The 16,942-nt window shown below is 61.0% G+C and carries 19 protein-coding genes; 6 read left to right on the forward strand and 13 right to left on the reverse strand.

Going from position 1 to position 16,942, the window contains the following annotated elements:
• Positions 1 to 6 precede the first annotated feature (6 nt).
• On the forward strand, positions 7 to 1,536 hold the full coding sequence (locus tag P9255_RS10790; protein ID WP_309767834.1) for a sugar ABC transporter ATP-binding protein: 1,530 nt from the start codon (positions 7 to 9) through the stop codon (positions 1,534 to 1,536).
• Complete coding sequence (locus tag P9255_RS10795; protein WP_404980309.1) at positions 1,533 to 2,594, forward strand: ABC transporter permease; 1,062 nt, start codon at positions 1,533 to 1,535, stop codon at positions 2,592 to 2,594. Before P9255_RS10790 ends, P9255_RS10795 begins: the two co-directional genes overlap by 4 nt.
• A gap of 4 nt (positions 2,595 to 2,598) precedes the next feature.
• Here the strand turns inward: P9255_RS10795 and P9255_RS10800 are convergent, their stop codons facing one another.
• The 8 genes from P9255_RS10800 to P9255_RS10835 all read right to left on the reverse strand — a co-directional run bounded on the left by P9255_RS10800 (position 2,599) and on the right by P9255_RS10835 (position 9,202).
• The gene (locus P9255_RS10800; RefSeq protein ID WP_309767832.1) at positions 2,599 to 3,324 is read right to left on the reverse strand and encodes a DeoR family transcriptional regulator; all 726 of its coding nucleotides are present in this window, start codon (positions 3,322 to 3,324) and stop codon (positions 2,599 to 2,601) included.
• A gap of 128 nt (positions 3,325 to 3,452) precedes the next feature.
• Entirely contained in the window at positions 3,453 to 3,875 is a 423-nt protein-coding gene (locus P9255_RS10805) for a hypothetical protein (RefSeq protein ID WP_309768245.1), read from the reverse strand.
• Between the two features lie 99 nt (positions 3,876 to 3,974).
• A complete protein-coding gene (locus P9255_RS10810; RefSeq protein WP_309767830.1) occupies positions 3,975 to 4,784 on the reverse strand; it encodes an alpha/beta hydrolase in 810 nt (269 codons plus the stop codon).
• A gap of 44 nt (positions 4,785 to 4,828) precedes the next feature.
• On the reverse strand, positions 4,829 to 5,641 hold the full coding sequence (locus tag P9255_RS10815; RefSeq protein ID WP_309767828.1) for an anti-sigma factor: 813 nt from the start codon (positions 5,639 to 5,641) through the stop codon (positions 4,829 to 4,831).
• Entirely contained in the window at positions 5,638 to 6,156 is a 519-nt protein-coding gene (locus tag P9255_RS10820) for a sigma-70 family RNA polymerase sigma factor (RefSeq protein ID WP_309789474.1), read from the reverse strand. Before P9255_RS10820 ends, P9255_RS10815 begins: the two co-directional genes overlap by 4 nt.
• Positions 6,157 to 6,261: 105 nt before the next feature.
• Positions 6,262 to 7,527 (reverse strand): LysR family transcriptional regulator, encoded by a 1,266-nt coding sequence (locus P9255_RS10825; protein ID WP_309767824.1) that lies wholly within the window; start codon positions 7,525 to 7,527, stop codon positions 6,262 to 6,264.
• A 77-nt stretch (positions 7,528 to 7,604) separates the two neighbouring features.
• Positions 7,605 to 8,441, reverse strand: a complete 837-nt coding sequence (locus tag P9255_RS10830; RefSeq protein ID WP_309767823.1) for a siderophore-interacting protein — start codon at positions 8,439 to 8,441, stop codon at positions 7,605 to 7,607.
• 11 nt (positions 8,442 to 8,452) lie between these two features.
• On the reverse strand, positions 8,453 to 9,202 hold the full coding sequence (locus P9255_RS10835; RefSeq protein ID WP_309767822.1) for a PadR family transcriptional regulator: 750 nt from the start codon (positions 9,200 to 9,202) through the stop codon (positions 8,453 to 8,455).
• A gap of 118 nt (positions 9,203 to 9,320) precedes the next feature.
• Here P9255_RS10835 and P9255_RS10840 point away from each other — a divergent pair, with 118 nt between their 5' ends.
• Entirely contained in the window at positions 9,321 to 9,902 is a 582-nt protein-coding gene (locus P9255_RS10840; protein ID WP_309767821.1) for a flavin reductase family protein, read from the forward strand.
• 20 nt (positions 9,903 to 9,922) lie between these two features.
• Here the strand turns inward: P9255_RS10840 and P9255_RS10845 are convergent, their stop codons facing one another.
• Together P9255_RS10845 and P9255_RS10850 are read right to left on the reverse strand one after the other, a co-directional pair.
• A complete protein-coding gene (locus P9255_RS10845; RefSeq protein WP_309767819.1) occupies positions 9,923 to 10,108 on the reverse strand; it encodes a hypothetical protein in 186 nt (61 codons plus the stop codon).
• A 35-nt stretch (positions 10,109 to 10,143) separates the two neighbouring features.
• A complete protein-coding gene (locus P9255_RS10850) occupies positions 10,144 to 10,974 on the reverse strand; it encodes a CHAD domain-containing protein (RefSeq protein ID WP_309767818.1) in 831 nt (276 codons plus the stop codon).
• A gap of 412 nt (positions 10,975 to 11,386) precedes the next feature.
• On the opposite strand from P9255_RS10850, the gene P9255_RS10855 reads away from it, so the two are divergent.
• The 3 genes from P9255_RS10855 (at position 11,387) to P9255_RS10865 (ending at position 13,499) form a co-directional block, all read left to right on the forward strand.
• A complete protein-coding gene (locus P9255_RS10855) occupies positions 11,387 to 11,605 on the forward strand; it encodes a hypothetical protein (RefSeq protein ID WP_309767816.1) in 219 nt (72 codons plus the stop codon).
• Between the two features lie 272 nt (positions 11,606 to 11,877).
• Positions 11,878 to 13,134, forward strand: coding sequence for a PAS domain-containing protein (locus tag P9255_RS10860; RefSeq protein ID WP_309789475.1), 1,257 nt, complete (start codon positions 11,878 to 11,880; stop codon positions 13,132 to 13,134).
• 11 nt (positions 13,135 to 13,145) lie between these two features.
• Positions 13,146 to 13,499 carry a response regulator gene (locus P9255_RS10865; RefSeq protein WP_309767813.1) on the forward strand — a complete coding sequence of 118 codons (354 nt, stop codon included), beginning with the start codon at positions 13,146 to 13,148 and terminating at the stop codon, positions 13,497 to 13,499.
• A gap of 9 nt (positions 13,500 to 13,508) precedes the next feature.
• Here P9255_RS10865 and P9255_RS10870 read toward each other — a convergent pair whose 3' ends face one another.
• The 3 genes from P9255_RS10870 to P9255_RS10880 are packed head-to-tail and all read right to left on the reverse strand — an operon-like array spanning position 13,509 to position 16,835.
• Positions 13,509 to 14,870, reverse strand: a complete 1,362-nt coding sequence (locus P9255_RS10870) for a 3-deoxy-D-arabino-heptulosonate 7-phosphate synthase (RefSeq protein WP_309767812.1) — start codon at positions 14,868 to 14,870, stop codon at positions 13,509 to 13,511.
• 55 nt (positions 14,871 to 14,925) lie between these two features.
• Positions 14,926 to 15,699 carry an alpha/beta fold hydrolase gene (locus P9255_RS10875; protein ID WP_309767811.1) on the reverse strand — a complete coding sequence of 258 codons (774 nt, stop codon included), beginning with the start codon at positions 15,697 to 15,699 and terminating at the stop codon, positions 14,926 to 14,928.
• Entirely contained in the window at positions 15,696 to 16,835 is a 1,140-nt protein-coding gene (locus P9255_RS10880; RefSeq protein ID WP_309789476.1) for a DUF3182 family protein, read from the reverse strand. The genes P9255_RS10875 and P9255_RS10880 overlap by 4 nt, the downstream gene beginning before the upstream one ends.
• Positions 16,836 to 16,942: the final 107 nt, after the last annotated feature.

Here is a 16,942-nt window from a genome sequence, read left to right on the forward strand (position 1 = left end):
TACGCCATGACCCAAGAGACACCGCTCCTCGAAGTCGTCGATATTCATAAGCGCTTTACCGGCGTCTATGCGCTGCGCGGCGTGACGCTCGCATTCCAGCGCGGGCAGATCTATCACCTGCTTGGCGAGAACGGCTGCGGCAAGAGCACGCTCATCAAGATCATCTCGGGCGCGCAACCGCCCGATCAGGGCGAACTCGTCATCGAAGGCGTGCGCCATGCACGGCTGTCGCCGCTGGAGGCTTTGTCGGCGGGCATCGAGACCGTGTATCAGGACTTGTCGCTGCTGCCCAACATGAGCGTGGCCGAAAATGTCGCGCTGACATCGGAACTCGCCGAGCACGCCGGAAAGCTCGCGCGCACGTTCGATCGCCGTGCGCTTGCCGCAACGGCTGCGCGCGCGCTTGAGGCCGTGGGCCTGCCGGGCGATGCAGCCTTTCAGAAAACATTGATCGAACAGTTGCCGCTTGCCACGCGCCAGCTCGTCGCGATTGCGCGCGCCATTGCCAGCGAAGCGAAGTTCGTCATCATGGATGAACCGACGACTTCCCTCACACAGAAGGAAGTGGACAACCTCATTGCAGTGCTTGGGAAGCTGCGCGCCGAAGGCGTTGCAGTGTTGTTCGTCAGTCATAAGCTCGACGAGTGTTATGCCATTGGCGGCGAAGTCATCGTGCTGCGAGACGGTCAGAAGATGGCGCAAGGTCCGATTGAAAATTACACGAAAGCGCAGATCAGCGAGCTCATGACGGGCAAGCATTTGTCAACGGAGCGTTATCGCGACGATGGCGATGTCGGCGCATCGCAGGTAGTGCTCGACGTAAAAGGCCTGGCACGTAAAGGACAATTCTCCGATGTGTCGTTTGCTTTGCACAAAGGAGAAATACTCGGCGTAACCGGGCTGCTCGATTCCGGACGCAATGAGCTTGCGCGCGCGCTGGCGGGCGTGGCGCCCGCGGATGCGGGCAGTGTGACGCTCGACGGCATGCGCGTGCGCCTGCAATCTCCCGCTGACGCGAAAGCGCAAAGAATAGGCTATGTACCGGAAGACCGCCTGAATGAAGGCTTGTTTCTCGACAAGCCGATACGCGATAACGTCGTCACCGCGATGATTTCGAGCCTGCGCGACCGCTTCGGCCAGATTGATCGCAAGCGCGCGCAGGCACTTGCCGAGCGAACCGTCGAAGACTTGCAGATCGCAACGCCCGATGTCGACAAGCCAGTGCAATCGCTTTCGGGCGGCAATCAGCAGCGCGTGCTGATCGGGCGCTGGCTCACCATCGATCCACGCGTACTCATTCTGCACGGTCCTACCGTAGGCGTCGATGTCGGATCGAAGGACATCATTTACCGCATCATGCAGCGGCTGTCCAAGGAAGGCATCGGCATCATTCTGATCAGCGATGACTTGCCCGAACTGCTTCAGAACTGCGACCGCATTCTGATGATGAAGAAAGGCCGGATCGCCAATGAGTATCGTGCGGACCGATTGAACGAAGCCGATCTTTACCACGCGCTACTTTCCGAGGCAGCATGAGTATGAGTGAATCCGTTCGCCGCGCCGGCAGCGAAAACATGACGGCACAGTCCAGCGAAGTGGCGCCGCGTGTGCGCAAGGGCAATCTCTATGCGCAACTGATGCGCAATCCCGAATGGTTCACGATGGGATTGATCGTCGTCACGTGTCTCATCGTGGGCAGCCTCAATCCGCGTTTCTTTCAATTCGCGACCCTGTTCGACATGCTGCATTCGGCGACCACGGTATCGCTGTTTGCACTGGGAACGCTCGTGGTGCTCGCATCCGGCGGCATCGACGTGTCTTTTACTGCGATAGCCGCATTGACGATGTATTCCATCACCAAGGCGGTATTCGCCTGGTGGCCCGAATGCCCGTTTGCGCTGATCCTGCTCGCCGGCGCGCTCGGCGGCGTGCTGCTCGGCGTAGTCAACGGCGTGCTGGTACATCGGCTAAAGGCGCCTTCGCTGATCGTGACCATCGGCACGCAGTATCTGTTTCGCGGCTTGCTGCTGACCTTCGTCGGTACGCAGTTCTTCATGAACATTCCGCATAGCATGGATACGTTCGGCCGCTTGCCGCTCTTTTTCTATCACACGGCCGATGGTTTGCGGGCAGTGTTGCCGGTGTCGGTGCTGGCGCTCGTGATCGCAGCCATCGTCACATGGTGGCTGCTCAATCGAACGATGATGGGCCGTGGCGTCTATGCGATGGGCGGCAGTCTTGCCATCGCCGAACGTCTCGGCTATAACCTCCGCGCAATTCATCTCTTCGTGTTCGGTTACACCGGCCTGCTTGCGGGCGTGGCGGGCATCCTGCACGTATCGACGAACCGGCTGGCGAACCCATTCGATCTCGTCGGCACGGAGCTGGATGTGATCGCTGCCGTCATTCTGGGCGGTGCGCGCATTACCGGTGGCACAGGGACGGTAATCGGAACGCTGCTCGGCGTCGTGCTCGTCACGCTGATCAATAGCGTGCTGATACTGGTGGGCGTGCCGAGCACATGGCAGAAGGTCATTATCGGCGCGTTCATTCTCGTCGCAGGGACGCTTTTTGCGTTAGGGCGCCGGCAATGATTTCCTAGGCGCGTATGTGCGGCGTCTGTCCGTGCTCGGTGATGATGGAATCGAATTCGGACAGCTTGGAGAATCGTACTGCCTTCACCTTTCCGAACTTGCTCGAGTCAACAACCAGGTGCCGTTCAACGGCGCTGGCCATCGCAGCCTGTTTGATTGCGACTTCATGAAAGTTCCAGCAGGTGACGCCGCGCGCCTCGTCAACGCCGCCTGCGGACATGAATGCCTTGTTGATGCCCATGCGCCTGAGCGTTTCCACGCTCTCATCGCTGGCAAATGACTCCGACGAAGGCACATAAACTCCGCCTAGCAAAATCATTCGAACATTCGGCTTGCGCCGCAGAATTTCCGCCACGTTGAGGGAATAACACACGACCGTCAGATGCATGTCGGCGGGAATCTGACGCGCGAGCGTAGTCAGCGTGGTCCCGCAATCGATGAAGACCGTCTCGCTATCGACGAGCAGATGCGCCGCATGTCCAGAAGCAATGGCTTTTGCTTGTGCGAAGTGGTCCTGTTCCTCATCGATGGTATAGCCCGCGGCATTCGGCAAATCCGCGGCGCTGACGATGTAACCGCCGAGATACGTGAACTGACCGGGATTCGCCGCGATGTCGCGGCGCACCGTCATTTCGGATACGCCGAGCAGTGCCGCCGCATCGCGCAGGCGCATCACGTTTTGTTTTTCCAGCGCGCCGCTAAGCGTGCGGAGGCGGTCGGTCTTGGCCATCGAATATGCGTTCTTGCAACGCGTCGCCGCGATGTTAGGTTTCGGTCGTTAGATGAGAAAATTATAACAATGCAAGGCGCAAGGATTTGCGCCGTTAATCAGCGTCCCGGGTAAATACCGAGTGAACTCTAGGCTGCTGCTTCGTGCGCTTCGAGCATCACCGATAGCGTGCCTGATTCGCTCTGAACGCCTGCATCCAGATTGATTTCGTGAGGCGTCATCTTTGCAATCGCTCTTAGCAGACGAGGGGAAAATGTCGCGCCAAAGAGCGCGATGGCGTCATCCCGTTCTCTCTCGTTTGCATTCGCAAGCGCGCGCAGTTCCGCCAAAGGCAAGCCGACAAACAGCTCGATGCGGTAGGGCGGAGCGTCCGGTTCGGCCGTCGTCGCCGGCGATTCGGGACCGCGCACGCGCAAACCCGGTTGGAGATGATTCTCCAGCTCCATCACGATTTCATAATCCGCCTCCGCTTCTAGCGACGTGCGCGCTTCGCTTTGCAGAAATGGCGCAATCGGTTGAAGCCGGGCGAGTTCTTCATCGGTCAACAGCATGGCAATTCTCCTTGAACGAGGTCGGGGCAAACACTTAAGCCAGTTGCTTGCCCGGTACGCGATGGCTTCGCGACCCATTCAACAGGAAAAAATGACAGGTCACGCTTGATGCGAGCCGAAGAAGTCGGCGATAGCGTCATTCACCGCGCTTGCGGCATCGCGGTGCGGGGTATGACCGCAATGCGGCAGCTTCACAAGTTGCGCGTGCGGGACCTGCACCTTGATTCTGTCGATTTGTTCCATCGTTGCGTATTCGTCCTCTCGGCCCTGAATTGCAAGCAGCGGTCGCATGATCGATCCAAGCTCGTCTGCGATGTTCCAGTGACGAAAAGCAGGATTGAGCCATGCATCGTTCCAACCATAGAAGGCGGAGTCCACATCTTCATGGTATTGCATCAGCTTCGCGCGCAAGCCGGTGTGTTCATAGGCGTTTCTCGTTTGCGTGATGGCATCGACAGTCGTCGGTTCGACGAACGTATGCGGCGCGAGCACGGCTGCGCCAGCGAGCGCTTCGGGGAACGCGCTCGCGTAGAGCAAGGCGATCGAGCCACCGTCGCTGTGTCCAACGAGCCACATGCGCGCGCGTTCGGCGTCGTCTATGCCGATAGCATCGAGAAACGCAGGCAGCACTACTTGCGCTTGATGATGCAGGAACTCGACCGGCCATCTTTCGGCCGGGGAACGCGGTGTGGAGCGTCCATAGCCCGGACGCGAATAAACGACGCCACGGCACCCGAGCCGATCACAAAGGGACTGCGGCCAGTCCTTCCATAGCGCGATGGAGCCCAGGCCCTCATGCAGAAAAAGGACGACAGGCGCGTCAGAACGATCAGCGTTGATCCATTGATATTCGATGCTTAGCGGATAAGAGCCGCAATTCAACCGGGCAAACTGCACTTGACTGTTCATGGCGTATCGGGCCTCTGGATACGCGCAAGGTTAGCAGAGACCACTTAGCCCGGCGCAGTCGCTGCAAGTTGCGCGTGGACATCGTGCGCGAGTTCGAGCATGACCTTTCTATCGATACCGCCGGACACCGCATAGCCGAAGTCGCCGTCAACCCAGTAGAACACGCTCACCGGGCCGTCCTGATACAGCTTGAACGCAGTCGTGTTGGCGTCGGTCTTGCGTTGCGATATGCAGAGCGTCACGCGCTCGCCTTTCGCGTCGCGGTACATGAACTGCGCCATCGGGCCGTCATCGCCGGCCAGAATGCGACCGCCCATCAACTGAAAGCCGCTTTTCGTCAGCATGGGTGGATGGACATCCGTTCCGAGCTTATTGGAAAGGTACTGAACGAAGTCGTGCTCGCGGTCTTTGCCGATTTCACTCGGGCGATCCACCGTCGGCATATAGACGACATGCGCAAGCGCGGCTTCCCGCGCCATCGCTTCGTTCGTGTCTGCGCTGGCCGCATTAAGCTGAGACGAATTGGTCCACGAATGATACGAACTCGTGCCAAAGCCGATGGCGATGCCGAGCACGAGCGTCGCAGCCAATGCGGCGAATCGTGGCCAACCGGCGCTTCCCCATGCGCGCCGTTCGCTCTTTAGCGCGCGCAACCTGGCCGGCACCGGCTCATTGAGGACCCGGTCATAGCGCTCATGAAACATGTTGTTGAGCGAGAAATAATCGCTTACGCGTGCAGCCAGCGCCGGATTGAGTTCGATCGCGCGTTCCACTTGCTCACGGCGCTCGGACGATAACGCACCATCCACGTACGCATGAATTTCTTCTTCGCTGACTGCAGTCGGTTGCTCGCTCATCGCACCACCTTCAGTTTCGCTCCGGGCTGCGCGCCCGCCATCAGTGCCCGCAGTCGTTCCCGGCCACGCGAGAGCCGCGACATCACGGTGCCAACAGGGACGTCCAGCGCGCTTGCTACTTCCGCATAGCTCATTTCTTCGAGGCCGACGAGCAATACGACCTCACGCTGTTCCGCCGGCAGGCGCTGCAACGCATAGTCGAGATCGCGGACTTCGAGTGAATGTAATTGCCCGCCCGATGCGGCCACTTGCGCTTCACCGAACGCTTCATCGTTGACGGAAACATGGACAGCGCGCGCCGACGCCTTGCGCACCTGATTGACGAAGACGTTATGCATGATCGTGAAAAGCCAGGCGCGCAGATCAGTGCCGGATTCGAACATGCGGCTGCGCGAGAGCGCGCGTTCGAGCGTGTCCTGTACGAGATCGTCCGCAAGTTCACGATTGGTCAGCAGCGCCCGCGCATAACGCCGCAAGCGTGGCACGTGTTCCATTAAGTCATTGCGGATATCCATGCTCGATCCGTCGCTCATTGCACCGCGCAGCCATTTCCAGGCGTGCTCCTAGGAGAAAGAACAGGCGCGTCGGCATTTTATTCCCGGCGCATGCGACTTTTTTGTCTAAACGATGTGCGTCGTCGTGCGGCTTGCGATGGCGGACGTATGCCGCAGTTGATCGACGGTCAGTCGTATTGCGTCGATCAATGCCCGCGCGGCCGGCGAGGGCGTGCTGCCGGCGCGCACCGTCAGGCCGATATCCCGCCGGGTGTTTTGCATCGCAATGTCCAGCACGACCAGTTGCCCCGCCTCGCACTCATAATGCAATTGCTGCGCCGATACTGCCGCGAGCATGTCCGTATGCGCGAGCAGTCCGCGAATGACGGCCAGATCCGCGGTTTCGACCGTCGGCATGGGTGGCTTTAGCTTGAGCCGCTTGAACTGCGCTTCGAACATGCCGCGCGCGGGCGCATGGCTGCGTGGCAAAACCCATTGCGCCGAACTCAATTCCTTGAGCGTCAATGCTCGCACGCCCGCTAAAGGATGATCTCTTCTCGCGATGACGACCATGTCTTCGGACATCAGCCGTTCGTTCGCGAGGCCGCTCGATGCATCGTTTGCCCGGAGCGCGCCCAGCACGAAGTCGATATCGCCCGCTCGCAAGCCGGCGACAAGCGGTTCATAGGCGCTCTCATCCGTTGCGATGCGTACGCCGGGATATTGGGCAGCAACGCGTGCAATCGCGCCGGGGAGGATCAATGTCCGGCCGAGCGGAAGGGCGCCGACCGTCACATAGCCCTGAATGGTCCCGCGCAAGGCGGCAAGGTCGTCAGGAATATGACGCAACTCATTCAGCGCGCGACGCACGTGCAATACGAACGTCTCGCCTTCGCTCGTCAGCAGAAGCCCGCGCGGGCTGCGATGAAACAACGGCATGCCCGCGCCCGTCTCCATGATGCGGATCGCGCTGCTCACTGCGGGCTGACTCAGGCCGAGCGTCTGCGCGGCGCTCGGCATGTGCCGGTGACGCGCCAGTGCGGAAAACAGCTGCAGCCGCCGCGTATTCAACAGAAAAGCGGGCAACGCATTACCTGATGTCGAGCGCCGGCGCGACTGCCGCGCCGCGCACCACTGGGCGAGTGCTTCCAGTTCGGAGAATATGCGTTCGCATCGCAGGAGGACGGCGCGTCCGGCAGGCGTCGGCAACATGCCCGACGGACGGCGCTCCAGCAGCGTTTCGCCCACCGCTGCTTCGAGTTCCTGCAGCGAGCGGGTGACGGCCGACTGCGCACGGAATAGCGCGGCTGCAGCGCGGGTTGCGCTGCCGGTCTGCGCAACGAGTCTGAACGCGCGCAGGTACGCGAGATTGAGCAGTTCGCGGTTGTCCATTTGGACCGAAGAAAAAGTGACGTCCGGGCCATCAGTTTAGTTTATCGGACGCGCGCTTCTTACAGGACGGCAGTGAATCAGTCTTCGATTGTCCCATGCACACCTTGCTCGCCGCGCTTCCAGTAAGCGGACGCACGAATGCGTCGCTTGTCGATGCCTCGCTCGTTGCACAGCACCTGACGCACTGCGCGCATGAGCGTCGCTTCGCCGGCCGCCCAGACATAGCCTTCGCCGTCCGGCAGAAAGAGTTCACGCAATGCGAGCAACAGCGCGTTCGAATGCCCGCTTTCGCTGTGATAGCACCACTGCGCATACAGATCGGCGCGACTATTCAATTCGATGCGCGACGATGCGTCGGCCACTTCGATCAGCGTGGCTGCACGTGTGCCTTCGGGCAGTTCCTCCAGGCGACGCGCGATGGCGGGCAGCGCGGTTTCATCGCCGATCAGAAGATGCCAGTCGAAGTGCGCCGGCACCACGAATGAACCCCGTGGCCCGCCGATGCCGAGATACTGCCCCGGCGACGCCTGCGACGCCCAGGCCGTCGCCGGGCCGGCTTCGTGCAAAGCGAATTCAATATCCAGTTCGAGCGCTTCGCGATCGAAACGGCGCGGCGTGAAATCCCGCGCGATCGGGCGAGGCTTTGCGGGATCGAACACCGGGCCGTCCGGACCCGCTTCGGGCACGACGGGCATTGTCTCGCCGGGTTGCGGGAAGAAAATCTTCACGTGGTCGTCGAAAGACGCGCTTTCGAAGTCGGCAAGTGCTTCGCCCGTCAGCGTCACGCGCACGAAACGGGGATTGAGCGCATGCACGCGGCTGACTTGCAGCAAACGGAACCTGAGCGCATGGCGCACGCGTGTGACTTGAAGATCGGCACGGTCCGGCTGCTCTCTGAGAGAAGCATCGTTCATCGGGTAGTCCTTTACGCTTGCGGGCGTGCATCGCCCTGTTCAATTTCGGCCGTCGCGCGCGAGAGAATCTCCGCGATTCGGCGTTGTTCGTCTTGCGATGCGTCGGTGCGCAAAAGCAAAGCGCGCTTCAGCGCCCTGCGCGCGGCGATGAGTTCCGGCGCCCATCCTGAACCGGCTGCTGCTTCTTCCGGCTCCTCGCCGGCATAGGCGCGGCGTACAAGGTCCATCTTGCGTGCGAAATGCAAAAGTCTTGCAAGCATCAGGTCGACGCGCTCGCGATTCGTCGCGAGGTATTCACGGCCCGCGTCGGACAGGGCGTAGCGCTTGCGATTGCCTTCCAGTTCGACAGTCGCGTAACCCAGTTCTTCCAGATAGGTCAGGGCGGGATAGACCATGCCGGGACTCGGCGTGTAAAAGCCATTGGAACGGTCGGCCAGTGCCTTGATCAACTCGTAGCCGTGTCGCGGCGTTTCCTCGAGCATTGCGAGGAGCAGCAGTTGCAGGTCTTCCGACGAGAATTTGCGACTGCGCGGCATGCCGCCCATGCCGCCCATGTCGTCGTGGCCATCCCCGAAGCCACCGAGGCCGCCCGGGCTGCCCGGGCCGCCGCCGAAACGTCCGCCGCCGTGCCGATGCCGGCCGGCCATTTCTCGGTGCTCGTGCGCGTGGTGCGAATGGTGGAAAGCCGATTTGAATTCAGAATGCAGATGAAGATGGTGTCCACCCGGCGTGCGCGGGTGGCTCAAGTCGCGAGGTCGCATGTCGATCGTCCTTGAATTATCGTAAAACATATCTAAAGATATATATCGTAAGACTGTCTGTCAAGGAGTTTCGGCGTGCGCCTACAATCTCGGGTCTCTCATCAAGCGGATTTCGCACATGACTCAATTCGTCCCCGTCGCACTGGAGCACGCCAGCCGCCTCATCAATCACGGACCGACCGTCCTTGTCACGAGTGCTCACGGCGATCGGCGCAATGTCATGGCAGCCGCCTGGTCGATGCCGGTGGAGTTCACCCCGCCGCGTATCGCCGTGGTAATCGACAAGACCACTTACACCAGAGAACTGATTGCGGCGAGCGGGTCGTTCGGCGTGTGTGTGCCGGGCGCGGCTTTGATTGACCTTGCGTATGCCGTGGGAACGACGAGCGGCCGCGACATCGACAAGTTCGATGCCTTCGGGATTGAAGCGACAACGGGGCCGGTGTTGGGGATGCCGCTCATCGAGAACGGCTGCGCGGCCTGGCTGGAATGCAGGCTAATCAGCGAGCCGCATACCGAGCAGGCTTACGACACCTGTTTTGCGGAAGTCGTCGCTGCGGCAGCGGATGCGCGCATATTCGCGAACGGACACTGGACCATCGACGAATCGAATGCATCTCTGCACACGATTCATCATCTGGGCGCTGGCAAGTTCGTGCGGGCGGCGCAGGTGCGGCAGGCCGTGCCGATGCCGCGCTGATATCGGGGAAAAGTTAGCGATCAGGGCTTGCGATTAGGCTCGGCTTCGGTGTCGGTGCCCGTCTTGCCGTCGCTGCGGTTCGTCACTGCGCCCGTCTCGTCGAGTACATCGTCGAGATCATCGCTGTCGGCATCTGTCGACTCGTCATCTGGTGTCGACATCATGTGAATAAACGGCGGTACGGAATCGAGGCTTGCGAATTGCATAGTCACGGTGTTCTCCCAGTGGTGACGTTGAGCGGCTATAACAGCTTGGCGGCCGCCTTGAATCGACGCTTCTGTTCCTTCTTCAAAGCACGCAGCGCTCTTTCGGCTGCGGCGCCATTGATCGAGGATGAACGATGTTGTTCGAGCAAGCTGCGCGTCGCGACGACATCGTTGAGCGCGCCAAAGCGCTTTTGAATCTGCTTGAGCTTCTTTAGCCCTCTGCGTTGCTTTTCTCCGATCAACGGCTCGAAGAATTCCACGAGATAACGCACTTTCTTTCCCGTCTTGCGCACATCATGGAACGACTCGTAGTCGTTGCGTTTGGCTTTAGAAGCAGCTCGCATGCGCTTCTCCAACTGCTTCTGAGCCTTGGCCACGCGTTTCCTCGCGAACTTGACCAGCGGCGTTCGCTTGGCCGCCGTGTTCAATTCGCGATTCGCCTCGCTTACGGCTTCGCGCAGCACTTGCTTTACATTGGCGTGAGACAGCGTAGCCAGGCTTCGCTCGGATGCTTCCGCACGATCTTTTCTGAATGATTCCGCCGCGTCCCGGTCACCCGTCGCTTCAACGAGTTGAATCAGGATGTCCCAATCGCGCGTATTGCCAGCGGCGTTAGCAAGAAACTTGTAAATAGCGCGCTGTTGGGCGCCGAATTCGGCATCGAGAATCGGACCATATGCCCAGATGAGCGTGCGCAAGCGACGAAGCGCAACCCGCAGCTTATGCAGCTTCTCCGCATCGGCAGCGGCTTCCAGGGTCGCGGCTTCGGCGATAGCTTCGCCAACGAGCGGTCCAGCGTATGCAGAGAAGCTGGTTTCCGCGCTGTCGTCGCGATGGGCGTGAGGGTCCGCGTCGGTTTTTTTCATATCGTTGCGCCGTGAATTGGACTTCACCAAAGAGGCAAATTACGTACCGACGCGGCGCATTCAATCACTTGTCATTGAAGTTTCACGCACAGCGCTGAATTACGCTTCCTCGCGCTGCGCATCCGCTAGCACTGCCGCTTTCGCAAGCACGTCTTTCGGTCCGGGCTTGCGTCATCGCGCCGAACCCGCGCACACGACCGATCGATCGCGATATGAAAAAACGAAGAACCTTGCGCGCAGGGCGACACACGCGGTCGGCACGCGCGTTGCTCTCTGCGAATAAATCGACGGTGACCGACCCTGCTCACAGGCTTCGGGGCAGGCGAGACTGCTTGGTTCATCACGCTACCATCGACGACACATCACGGACCACGAACGCGCAACAGGCGGCAATAGGACGGCAGAGACAATCATGGATCTCGATTACAAGCAGTTTCGCATCGAGGCCTCGTGCCTGAACGAGGGCGGCCGGTACTATGCCCGTGCGAAGATATTCCGCGGCTCGCGGGACGCAGGCACGAGCGAGGAGGTGAAGTGGTCCGGCGATATCGGTGACTATCGAAGCGAGGCCGAAGCCGTCGATGCAGCCCAGCAGTGGGCCATGCGCTGGTGCGACGAACAAGCGGCGTGAGTCGACTGACGCGCATGTCGTTCGACATGCCTGGACCTGTCCGTTGTCCGCAGCCTTCGCTCGGTGCGATAGCTGCATTGAAGCTCCTCGAAATGCCGCAGGCATAGCCGCTGCTCTGACCGCGAGGCGTTAGCCCGACTACGAGGAGCGAATGTCGTTCTGGCGACGTCGATGCCAGTGCGACCACGCTGAAGCGCCGTTAATCCCGCCGCCGCCTGCCTGCTTATAGCCCCGTCATTCCCAGAAAAACGTTGCAAGAACTTCAAGATCACATGTCAGGAACAGAAGACAAAACACCGGATGTAGAGGGAGGCGGGCAGAGTGTCGGCATTCCCGCTGCCGGCGAGCTGGACAATCATTCGTTCACGCCGACAGGCGCATCGGACAGGCAACATTGGCAAGCGGGCTATGTATCCAATCCTGGCCTAGATGATCGCAGCGGCGTCTTCTTCGCCGCCGTGGAAATGACGCGCATGCCGATGGTCGTCACCGATCCGAGGCTGCCGGACAATCCCATCGTGTTCGTGAACGGGGCCTTTCTGGACCTCACGCAGTGCACGGAGGACGAAGTCATTGGCCGGAACTGCCGCATTCTGCAAGGAAAGGATACGGACCCCGAGACCGTCGACGAGATTCGGGAGGGCCTGCGCGAGCAGCGTGCGGTGGCCGTCGAGATCCTGAACTACAAAGCCGACGGTACGCCGTTCTGGAACGCGCTCTTTCTCGGACCGATATTCGACAAGGACAACAACCTCGTCCATTTCTTTGCATCGCAAATGGACATTACTCGGCGGCGTGTGTCGGAGCAGGCGTTTCGACAGGCTCAGAAAATGGAGTCGATCGGGCAGTTGACCGCCGGACTCGCGCATGACTTCAACAACCTGCTGCAAGTCGTGACGGGGAACCTGGAACTGGCCAAAAGAAGAATCGAAGGTCACGGCGATGCGCTGCTGGAAACGCTGATCGACAACGCCAAGGGCGCGGCCGAGCGTGGCGGCAGACTCACTCAACAGCTTCTGACGTTCGCGCGCAAGCAGCAGCTCGCGCCGAAGAGCGTGAACCTCAATACGCTCGTGCTCGAATTCAGCGACATGCTCGCGAGCACGTTAGGACGACATATCGATCTTCGTCTGGACCTCAAGCCCGGTCTGCCTGTAACGATGCTCGATCCCGAGCACCTCGAGATGGCGCTGCTGAACATATTGATCAACGCACGCGACGCGATGCCCCACGGCGGCAAGGCTACCGTCGCGACATCGATCATGTCGCTGGGAACGGGATCGGCCGAAAGGCATCTTCCAGCGGGCCGGTATGTGATTCTGTGCGTTCACGATGAAGGCACGGGCATGGATGCCGAAACGTTGCGACGCGCCGCCGAGCCTTTCTTCACCACGAAGGGACCCGGCACCGGCCTGGGCCTCGCCATGGTCCACGGATTCATGCAGCAGTCGAACGGGAGGCTCGAAATAGAAAGCACCGTCGGGAAGGGCAGTATCGTCAAGATGATATTTCCTCTGGCTGCGGACTGATACGAATATCGATGAAGCACATTCTTGTTGTCGATGACGAAAGCTCCATCACTCAAGTGATGAAGTTATTTCTGGAGTGGGAGGGCTTTCGGGTCAGCGTCGCGCACGATGGCATCGAGGCCCTCGAGGTCGACGAAAGAGATCCGGCGGACGCCGTCGTGACCGATCTCACCATGCCGCGCATGAACGGCAGAGAGCTGATCGAAAGACTGGGCGCGCGACGCCGCGATATCCGGACCATCGTGGTTACCGGCTGGGCCGGAGCCGAAGACCTGACGAACGTGCATACCACCGTCATGCGCAAGCCCGTGGCGCTCGACAAACTGCGCGCCTGCCTCTCCGATATGCTCGATGCGGCGTCCTAGAGACTCGACTCAATGAGCCGTCGCTGCAAGCAGGTCTTCGGTATGCACCATCAATTCGCGCACTTGCCGCAGCATCGCGTATTGATCGAGCACGCTCCGCCACCGTGGCGCTTCGAGCAATGCCTGCCAGACGGACTCCAGCGCGAACGGGTCCGCGTGCTGTTCGTCGATCAATGCGCTCGCGTAGGCGAGGCTCGCCGGTGCGGACAGGAGCTGCATCCTGCTCGCCGCGTTGAGCAGTCGCGCAGGTTCATCGGCGGGGGCGTCGCAGCAATAGAGGACGATATCCGCAACGCCGTCTCCTTCCACAGGCAGCGCGTGCAGTGACGCGCCATTCAGGCGCACGACACCCTGCTGCGTTTCGAATGAGTAATCGGCGGTGGCGTCGGCGCTGGCCAGAAGGCGCAGACCCCGCAGGAGCCGTGCGAAATCGGTCGATGCCGCATCGACGGAAGCCTTTGCCTCGATCAGAAAGCACACGTCCCACACCGCTGCTTCGTCGGGCGACGATGCACACCGCAATAGCACGGCGTCCCATTCTGTCTTCGCGTGCTCGTGACTGGCGCGAATCGATGAAGGAACACGCATCGATGTGACGACGCGATATGACGCCGGCGCTTCTTCTTCATTCAATCGTCGGGCCAGTGCATCGAGCGCGCGGGCAGCGAGTGCTTCAACGTCAGCGCCGCGCTGCTTCGCGGCAACTCCTTGCGCGGCGGCCGCAGTGCTTCCGGAGCGAGGACCCTGCTGGTTCCACAGCGACTCGTATCGGCGAACCGATGCATCGGCCTCCAATGACCGAAGCGCTCGCAGCCGCGCAAGCGCTCCGTCGCTTAACAACTGCTGCACGCGCGGCTTGATGGGATCATCGTCAGGCAGATCGAGCAGACGGCGTGCGTCGTCTTCTGCCCGCTCCCACGACGATGAAGCCGCCGACGCATGCAATTCAGCCAGCCATTCCCGTTGCTGTCCGGGCGCCATGCGTTGCAGCCTTGCTGGATGCGCGATGCCATTTACGGCAGCGTGAACGAATCGGCGATCGCGCTCGGCCTGCGCGGACAGCGACGTGTAATCTCGCACGGTCGCTTCACGATGCCGAAGCAACATCGCCTGAAAAACGGCATCCCCGGTCCGCGGATGAATCGCAGCCGCGATCATGCGCGCGAGCGAATCGAGGAAGCGCTGCTTGAGTGGCCCGTCGGGCGCAGCGCCGCCCGCCGTCGCAATACGCGCCTGTTCGATGACGAGCGCAAGCGCCGTCTCGGGACTGAGCGCATGAGTATCGGGCGAAAGCACGTCGAGTTTCGGCAAGCGATAACGACGCGTAACGGCGTTCAACGTCCGGTTGAGCAAAGAAGCGTTGTGTGGCATGGCGTTCCATCGGTGCAAGCGCGCATGTTATCCGAACACGCGGATGCGCCCTGCATCACTTGATGAGTTGCGGCGCTTCGCCACGGCTCCCCGCACGCCTTCCGCCAATCATCTCCGCAAGCCAGCTGACGACGAGCGCCGTGTAGGCGCGCTGACTGCCTTCATCGGACAGACCATGATCCGCGCCTTCGATCACGCGATACGTCAGCGAGTGCGATTGCAGAAACGCCTGCAGATAGCTGGCGAGCACCGCATGCGGCACGGTTTCGTCATGCTCCGATTCGACCAGCAGCACATCGCCGCGAAACTCGGAGGCCGCACGCAATGCACGGTTCTCGTCGGCCTTGACGATGCGCCTGCGATACGCCGCAAGATCGTGTTCCTTGTGAAGCGCGCGCTTGGGCGTCGTCCATCCCTCGTCGAGATAGAGCGCCGGCACGCGAAGCCCCAGCCAGCGCACGGGGCGCAGTGATGTCGCGATCGACGCGAGATAGCCGCCATAACTGCTGCCGACGATGGCGATCGACGTCGCATCGACGAGTGGATGCGCAACGAGCCTGTCGTATGCCGCGAGCACGTCCTTGAGATTGGTTTCGCGCGTCACCGTCTCCTGTTCCTCTTTCGTGCGCGCGTGGCCGGTCAGATCGAAGGTGAGGCACACGCAGCCGAGCGACGCCGCCTGCCGCGCGCGCTCCATGTACTGTTCCTGATCGCCGCCCCAGCCATGTACGAACAGAACGCCTGGAATCGCGGTCTTGGGCGTGACGAGCGTGCCGTCGAGATAGCCGCGTTCGACGGGAATCTGTATCTGCTGCCGGGCTGCTGTCATGCACTCGCTCCTTTCATGCGCGGGCCGGGTTCGACCGTGAAGAACTTGGTGACGCGCCCCGAATGTGCGTCGATGCCCTGATAGACGATGACCGCGTTCGCCGGAACCTTTACGTCTTCGCCATACAGTTCGACGGTGGATGCCCGCACGCTCGTCAACGCGGGATCGTTCGCGAACGCGCGCAGCGCTCCGATTTCCGCGCCGCTCGCGCCGCCGATTCTCCACGACTGTTCAAGCACGCCGCGATGCCGATGCCCGCTCTCGTCGACGCCCGATGCGACGTCGTAATTCCTTCGCGATGCGATGAAGCCCGGAAACGCGCTGCGAATGGCGGCGTGGAATGCGCGGGCGCATTCCACGGCGGCGCGCGTTTCGTCGGGCATCGGCTCGCGTAACAGGGCGTCGAGCGTGCCCCGCACGACGACGAGATCGGAACCGCCATAGACCGCATGACCGCGATTGTTTCGCGTCAGCCGCTGCACGCCGTAGTAGCTCGCACGATGTGCACGCACGTGAATTTCGCCGACGCTGAACGTCGTGATGTCGCGCAAGTTCCGCTCCAGCACGATGCCTTCCGTGCGGAGCGTGTCGTCGCCAATAGCGTTCAGGTGCGCCTCGAGTTCGGTTTTGTTGACGATGACCGCCTGTCCCGTACCGCCGATGCCCGAAGGCCGCTTCAGCCGTACCGATCCGTCTGCCAGAAGTTGCGCGGTGGCAGCGCGTGCATCGGCGCCCGTGAAGGCGGAGAAGCCGGGCAGCACCAGATCGCGCACGCTTTCGCCGAGCAAGTCTTGCCATCCTTCGGGCTTGACTTGCGCTCCCGGTGGCAGGCCGTGCACTACGACCTTCGTTCCGACGAACGGATACGGCACGACGCCGCCGAAAAGATCGTCGCCGGTGACGATGCCGAGACGATCGGCGATGCAGACGGGCAGCGTGTCATCGGGAACGAAGTAGCGTTGCGGCGGATACGTGCGTGCGGCGTCGAATTCGACGCATTCGGATGCGCCCAGCAGCAGCGCAAGCTGACCGGCAAGCGCGCGTTGCGTGGCGCGCTCATGCTGCGATCGCGCGGCATGGCCGTCGCGGTGGAATACCACCACGATCGCATGCGGTTCGGTTGACGGGGTGTGCATTCGCGCGTCCTCCGCTGGAAAGCCTTCTGTCGTGTTTCGAACGCCTTGCAATCGGCCTGCTAAACACCTTGCGAGCAAGGTTCGTTCCGGTCGGCCGATTGATCTGG

Source organism: Caballeronia sp. LZ019, from assembly GCF_031450825.1.
Classification (GTDB): domain Bacteria; phylum Pseudomonadota; class Gammaproteobacteria; order Burkholderiales; family Burkholderiaceae; genus Caballeronia.

Bases quoted from the DNA above. Each gene is read 5' to 3' on its own strand.
- P9255_RS10790 (WP_309767834.1), top strand. From the start codon at position 7: ATGACCCAAGAGACACCGCTCCTCGAAGTCGTCGATATTCATAAGCGC.
- P9255_RS10795 (WP_404980309.1), top strand. From the start codon at position 1,533: ATGAGTATGAGTGAATCCGTTCGCCGCGCCGGCAGCGAAAACATGACG.
- P9255_RS10800 (WP_309767832.1), bottom strand. From the start codon at position 3,324: ATGGCCAAGACCGACCGCCTCCGCACGCTTAGCGGCGCGCTGGAAAAA.
- P9255_RS10805 (WP_309768245.1), bottom strand. From the start codon at position 3,875: ATGCTGTTGACCGATGAAGAACTCGCCCGGCTTCAACCGATTGCGCCA.
- P9255_RS10810 (WP_309767830.1), bottom strand. From the start codon at position 4,784: ATGAACAGTCAAGTGCAGTTTGCCCGGTTGAATTGCGGCTCTTATCCG.
- P9255_RS10815 (WP_309767828.1), bottom strand. From the start codon at position 5,641: ATGAGCGAGCAACCGACTGCAGTCAGCGAAGAAGAAATTCATGCGTAC.
- P9255_RS10820 (WP_309789474.1), bottom strand. From the start codon at position 6,156: ATGGATATCCGCAATGACTTAATGGAACACGTGCCACGCTTGCGGCGT.
- P9255_RS10825 (WP_309767824.1), bottom strand. From the start codon at position 7,527: ATGGACAACCGCGAACTGCTCAATCTCGCGTACCTGCGCGCGTTCAGA.
- P9255_RS10830 (WP_309767823.1), bottom strand. From the start codon at position 8,441: ATGAACGATGCTTCTCTCAGAGAGCAGCCGGACCGTGCCGATCTTCAA.
- P9255_RS10835 (WP_309767822.1), bottom strand. From the start codon at position 9,202: ATGCGACCTCGCGACTTGAGCCACCCGCGCACGCCGGGTGGACACCAT.
- P9255_RS10840 (WP_309767821.1), top strand. From the start codon at position 9,321: ATGACTCAATTCGTCCCCGTCGCACTGGAGCACGCCAGCCGCCTCATC.
- P9255_RS10845 (WP_309767819.1), bottom strand. From the start codon at position 10,108: ATGCAATTCGCAAGCCTCGATTCCGTACCGCCGTTTATTCACATGATG.
- P9255_RS10850 (WP_309767818.1), bottom strand. From the start codon at position 10,974: ATGAAAAAAACCGACGCGGACCCTCACGCCCATCGCGACGACAGCGCG.
- P9255_RS10855 (WP_309767816.1), top strand. From the start codon at position 11,387: ATGGATCTCGATTACAAGCAGTTTCGCATCGAGGCCTCGTGCCTGAAC.
- P9255_RS10860 (WP_309789475.1), top strand. From the start codon at position 11,878: ATGTCAGGAACAGAAGACAAAACACCGGATGTAGAGGGAGGCGGGCAG.
- P9255_RS10865 (WP_309767813.1), top strand. From the start codon at position 13,146: ATGAAGCACATTCTTGTTGTCGATGACGAAAGCTCCATCACTCAAGTG.
- P9255_RS10870 (WP_309767812.1), bottom strand. From the start codon at position 14,870: ATGCCACACAACGCTTCTTTGCTCAACCGGACGTTGAACGCCGTTACG.
- P9255_RS10875 (WP_309767811.1), bottom strand. From the start codon at position 15,699: ATGACAGCAGCCCGGCAGCAGATACAGATTCCCGTCGAACGCGGCTAT.
- P9255_RS10880 (WP_309789476.1), bottom strand. From the start codon at position 16,835: ATGCACACCCCGTCAACCGAACCGCATGCGATCGTGGTGGTATTCCAC.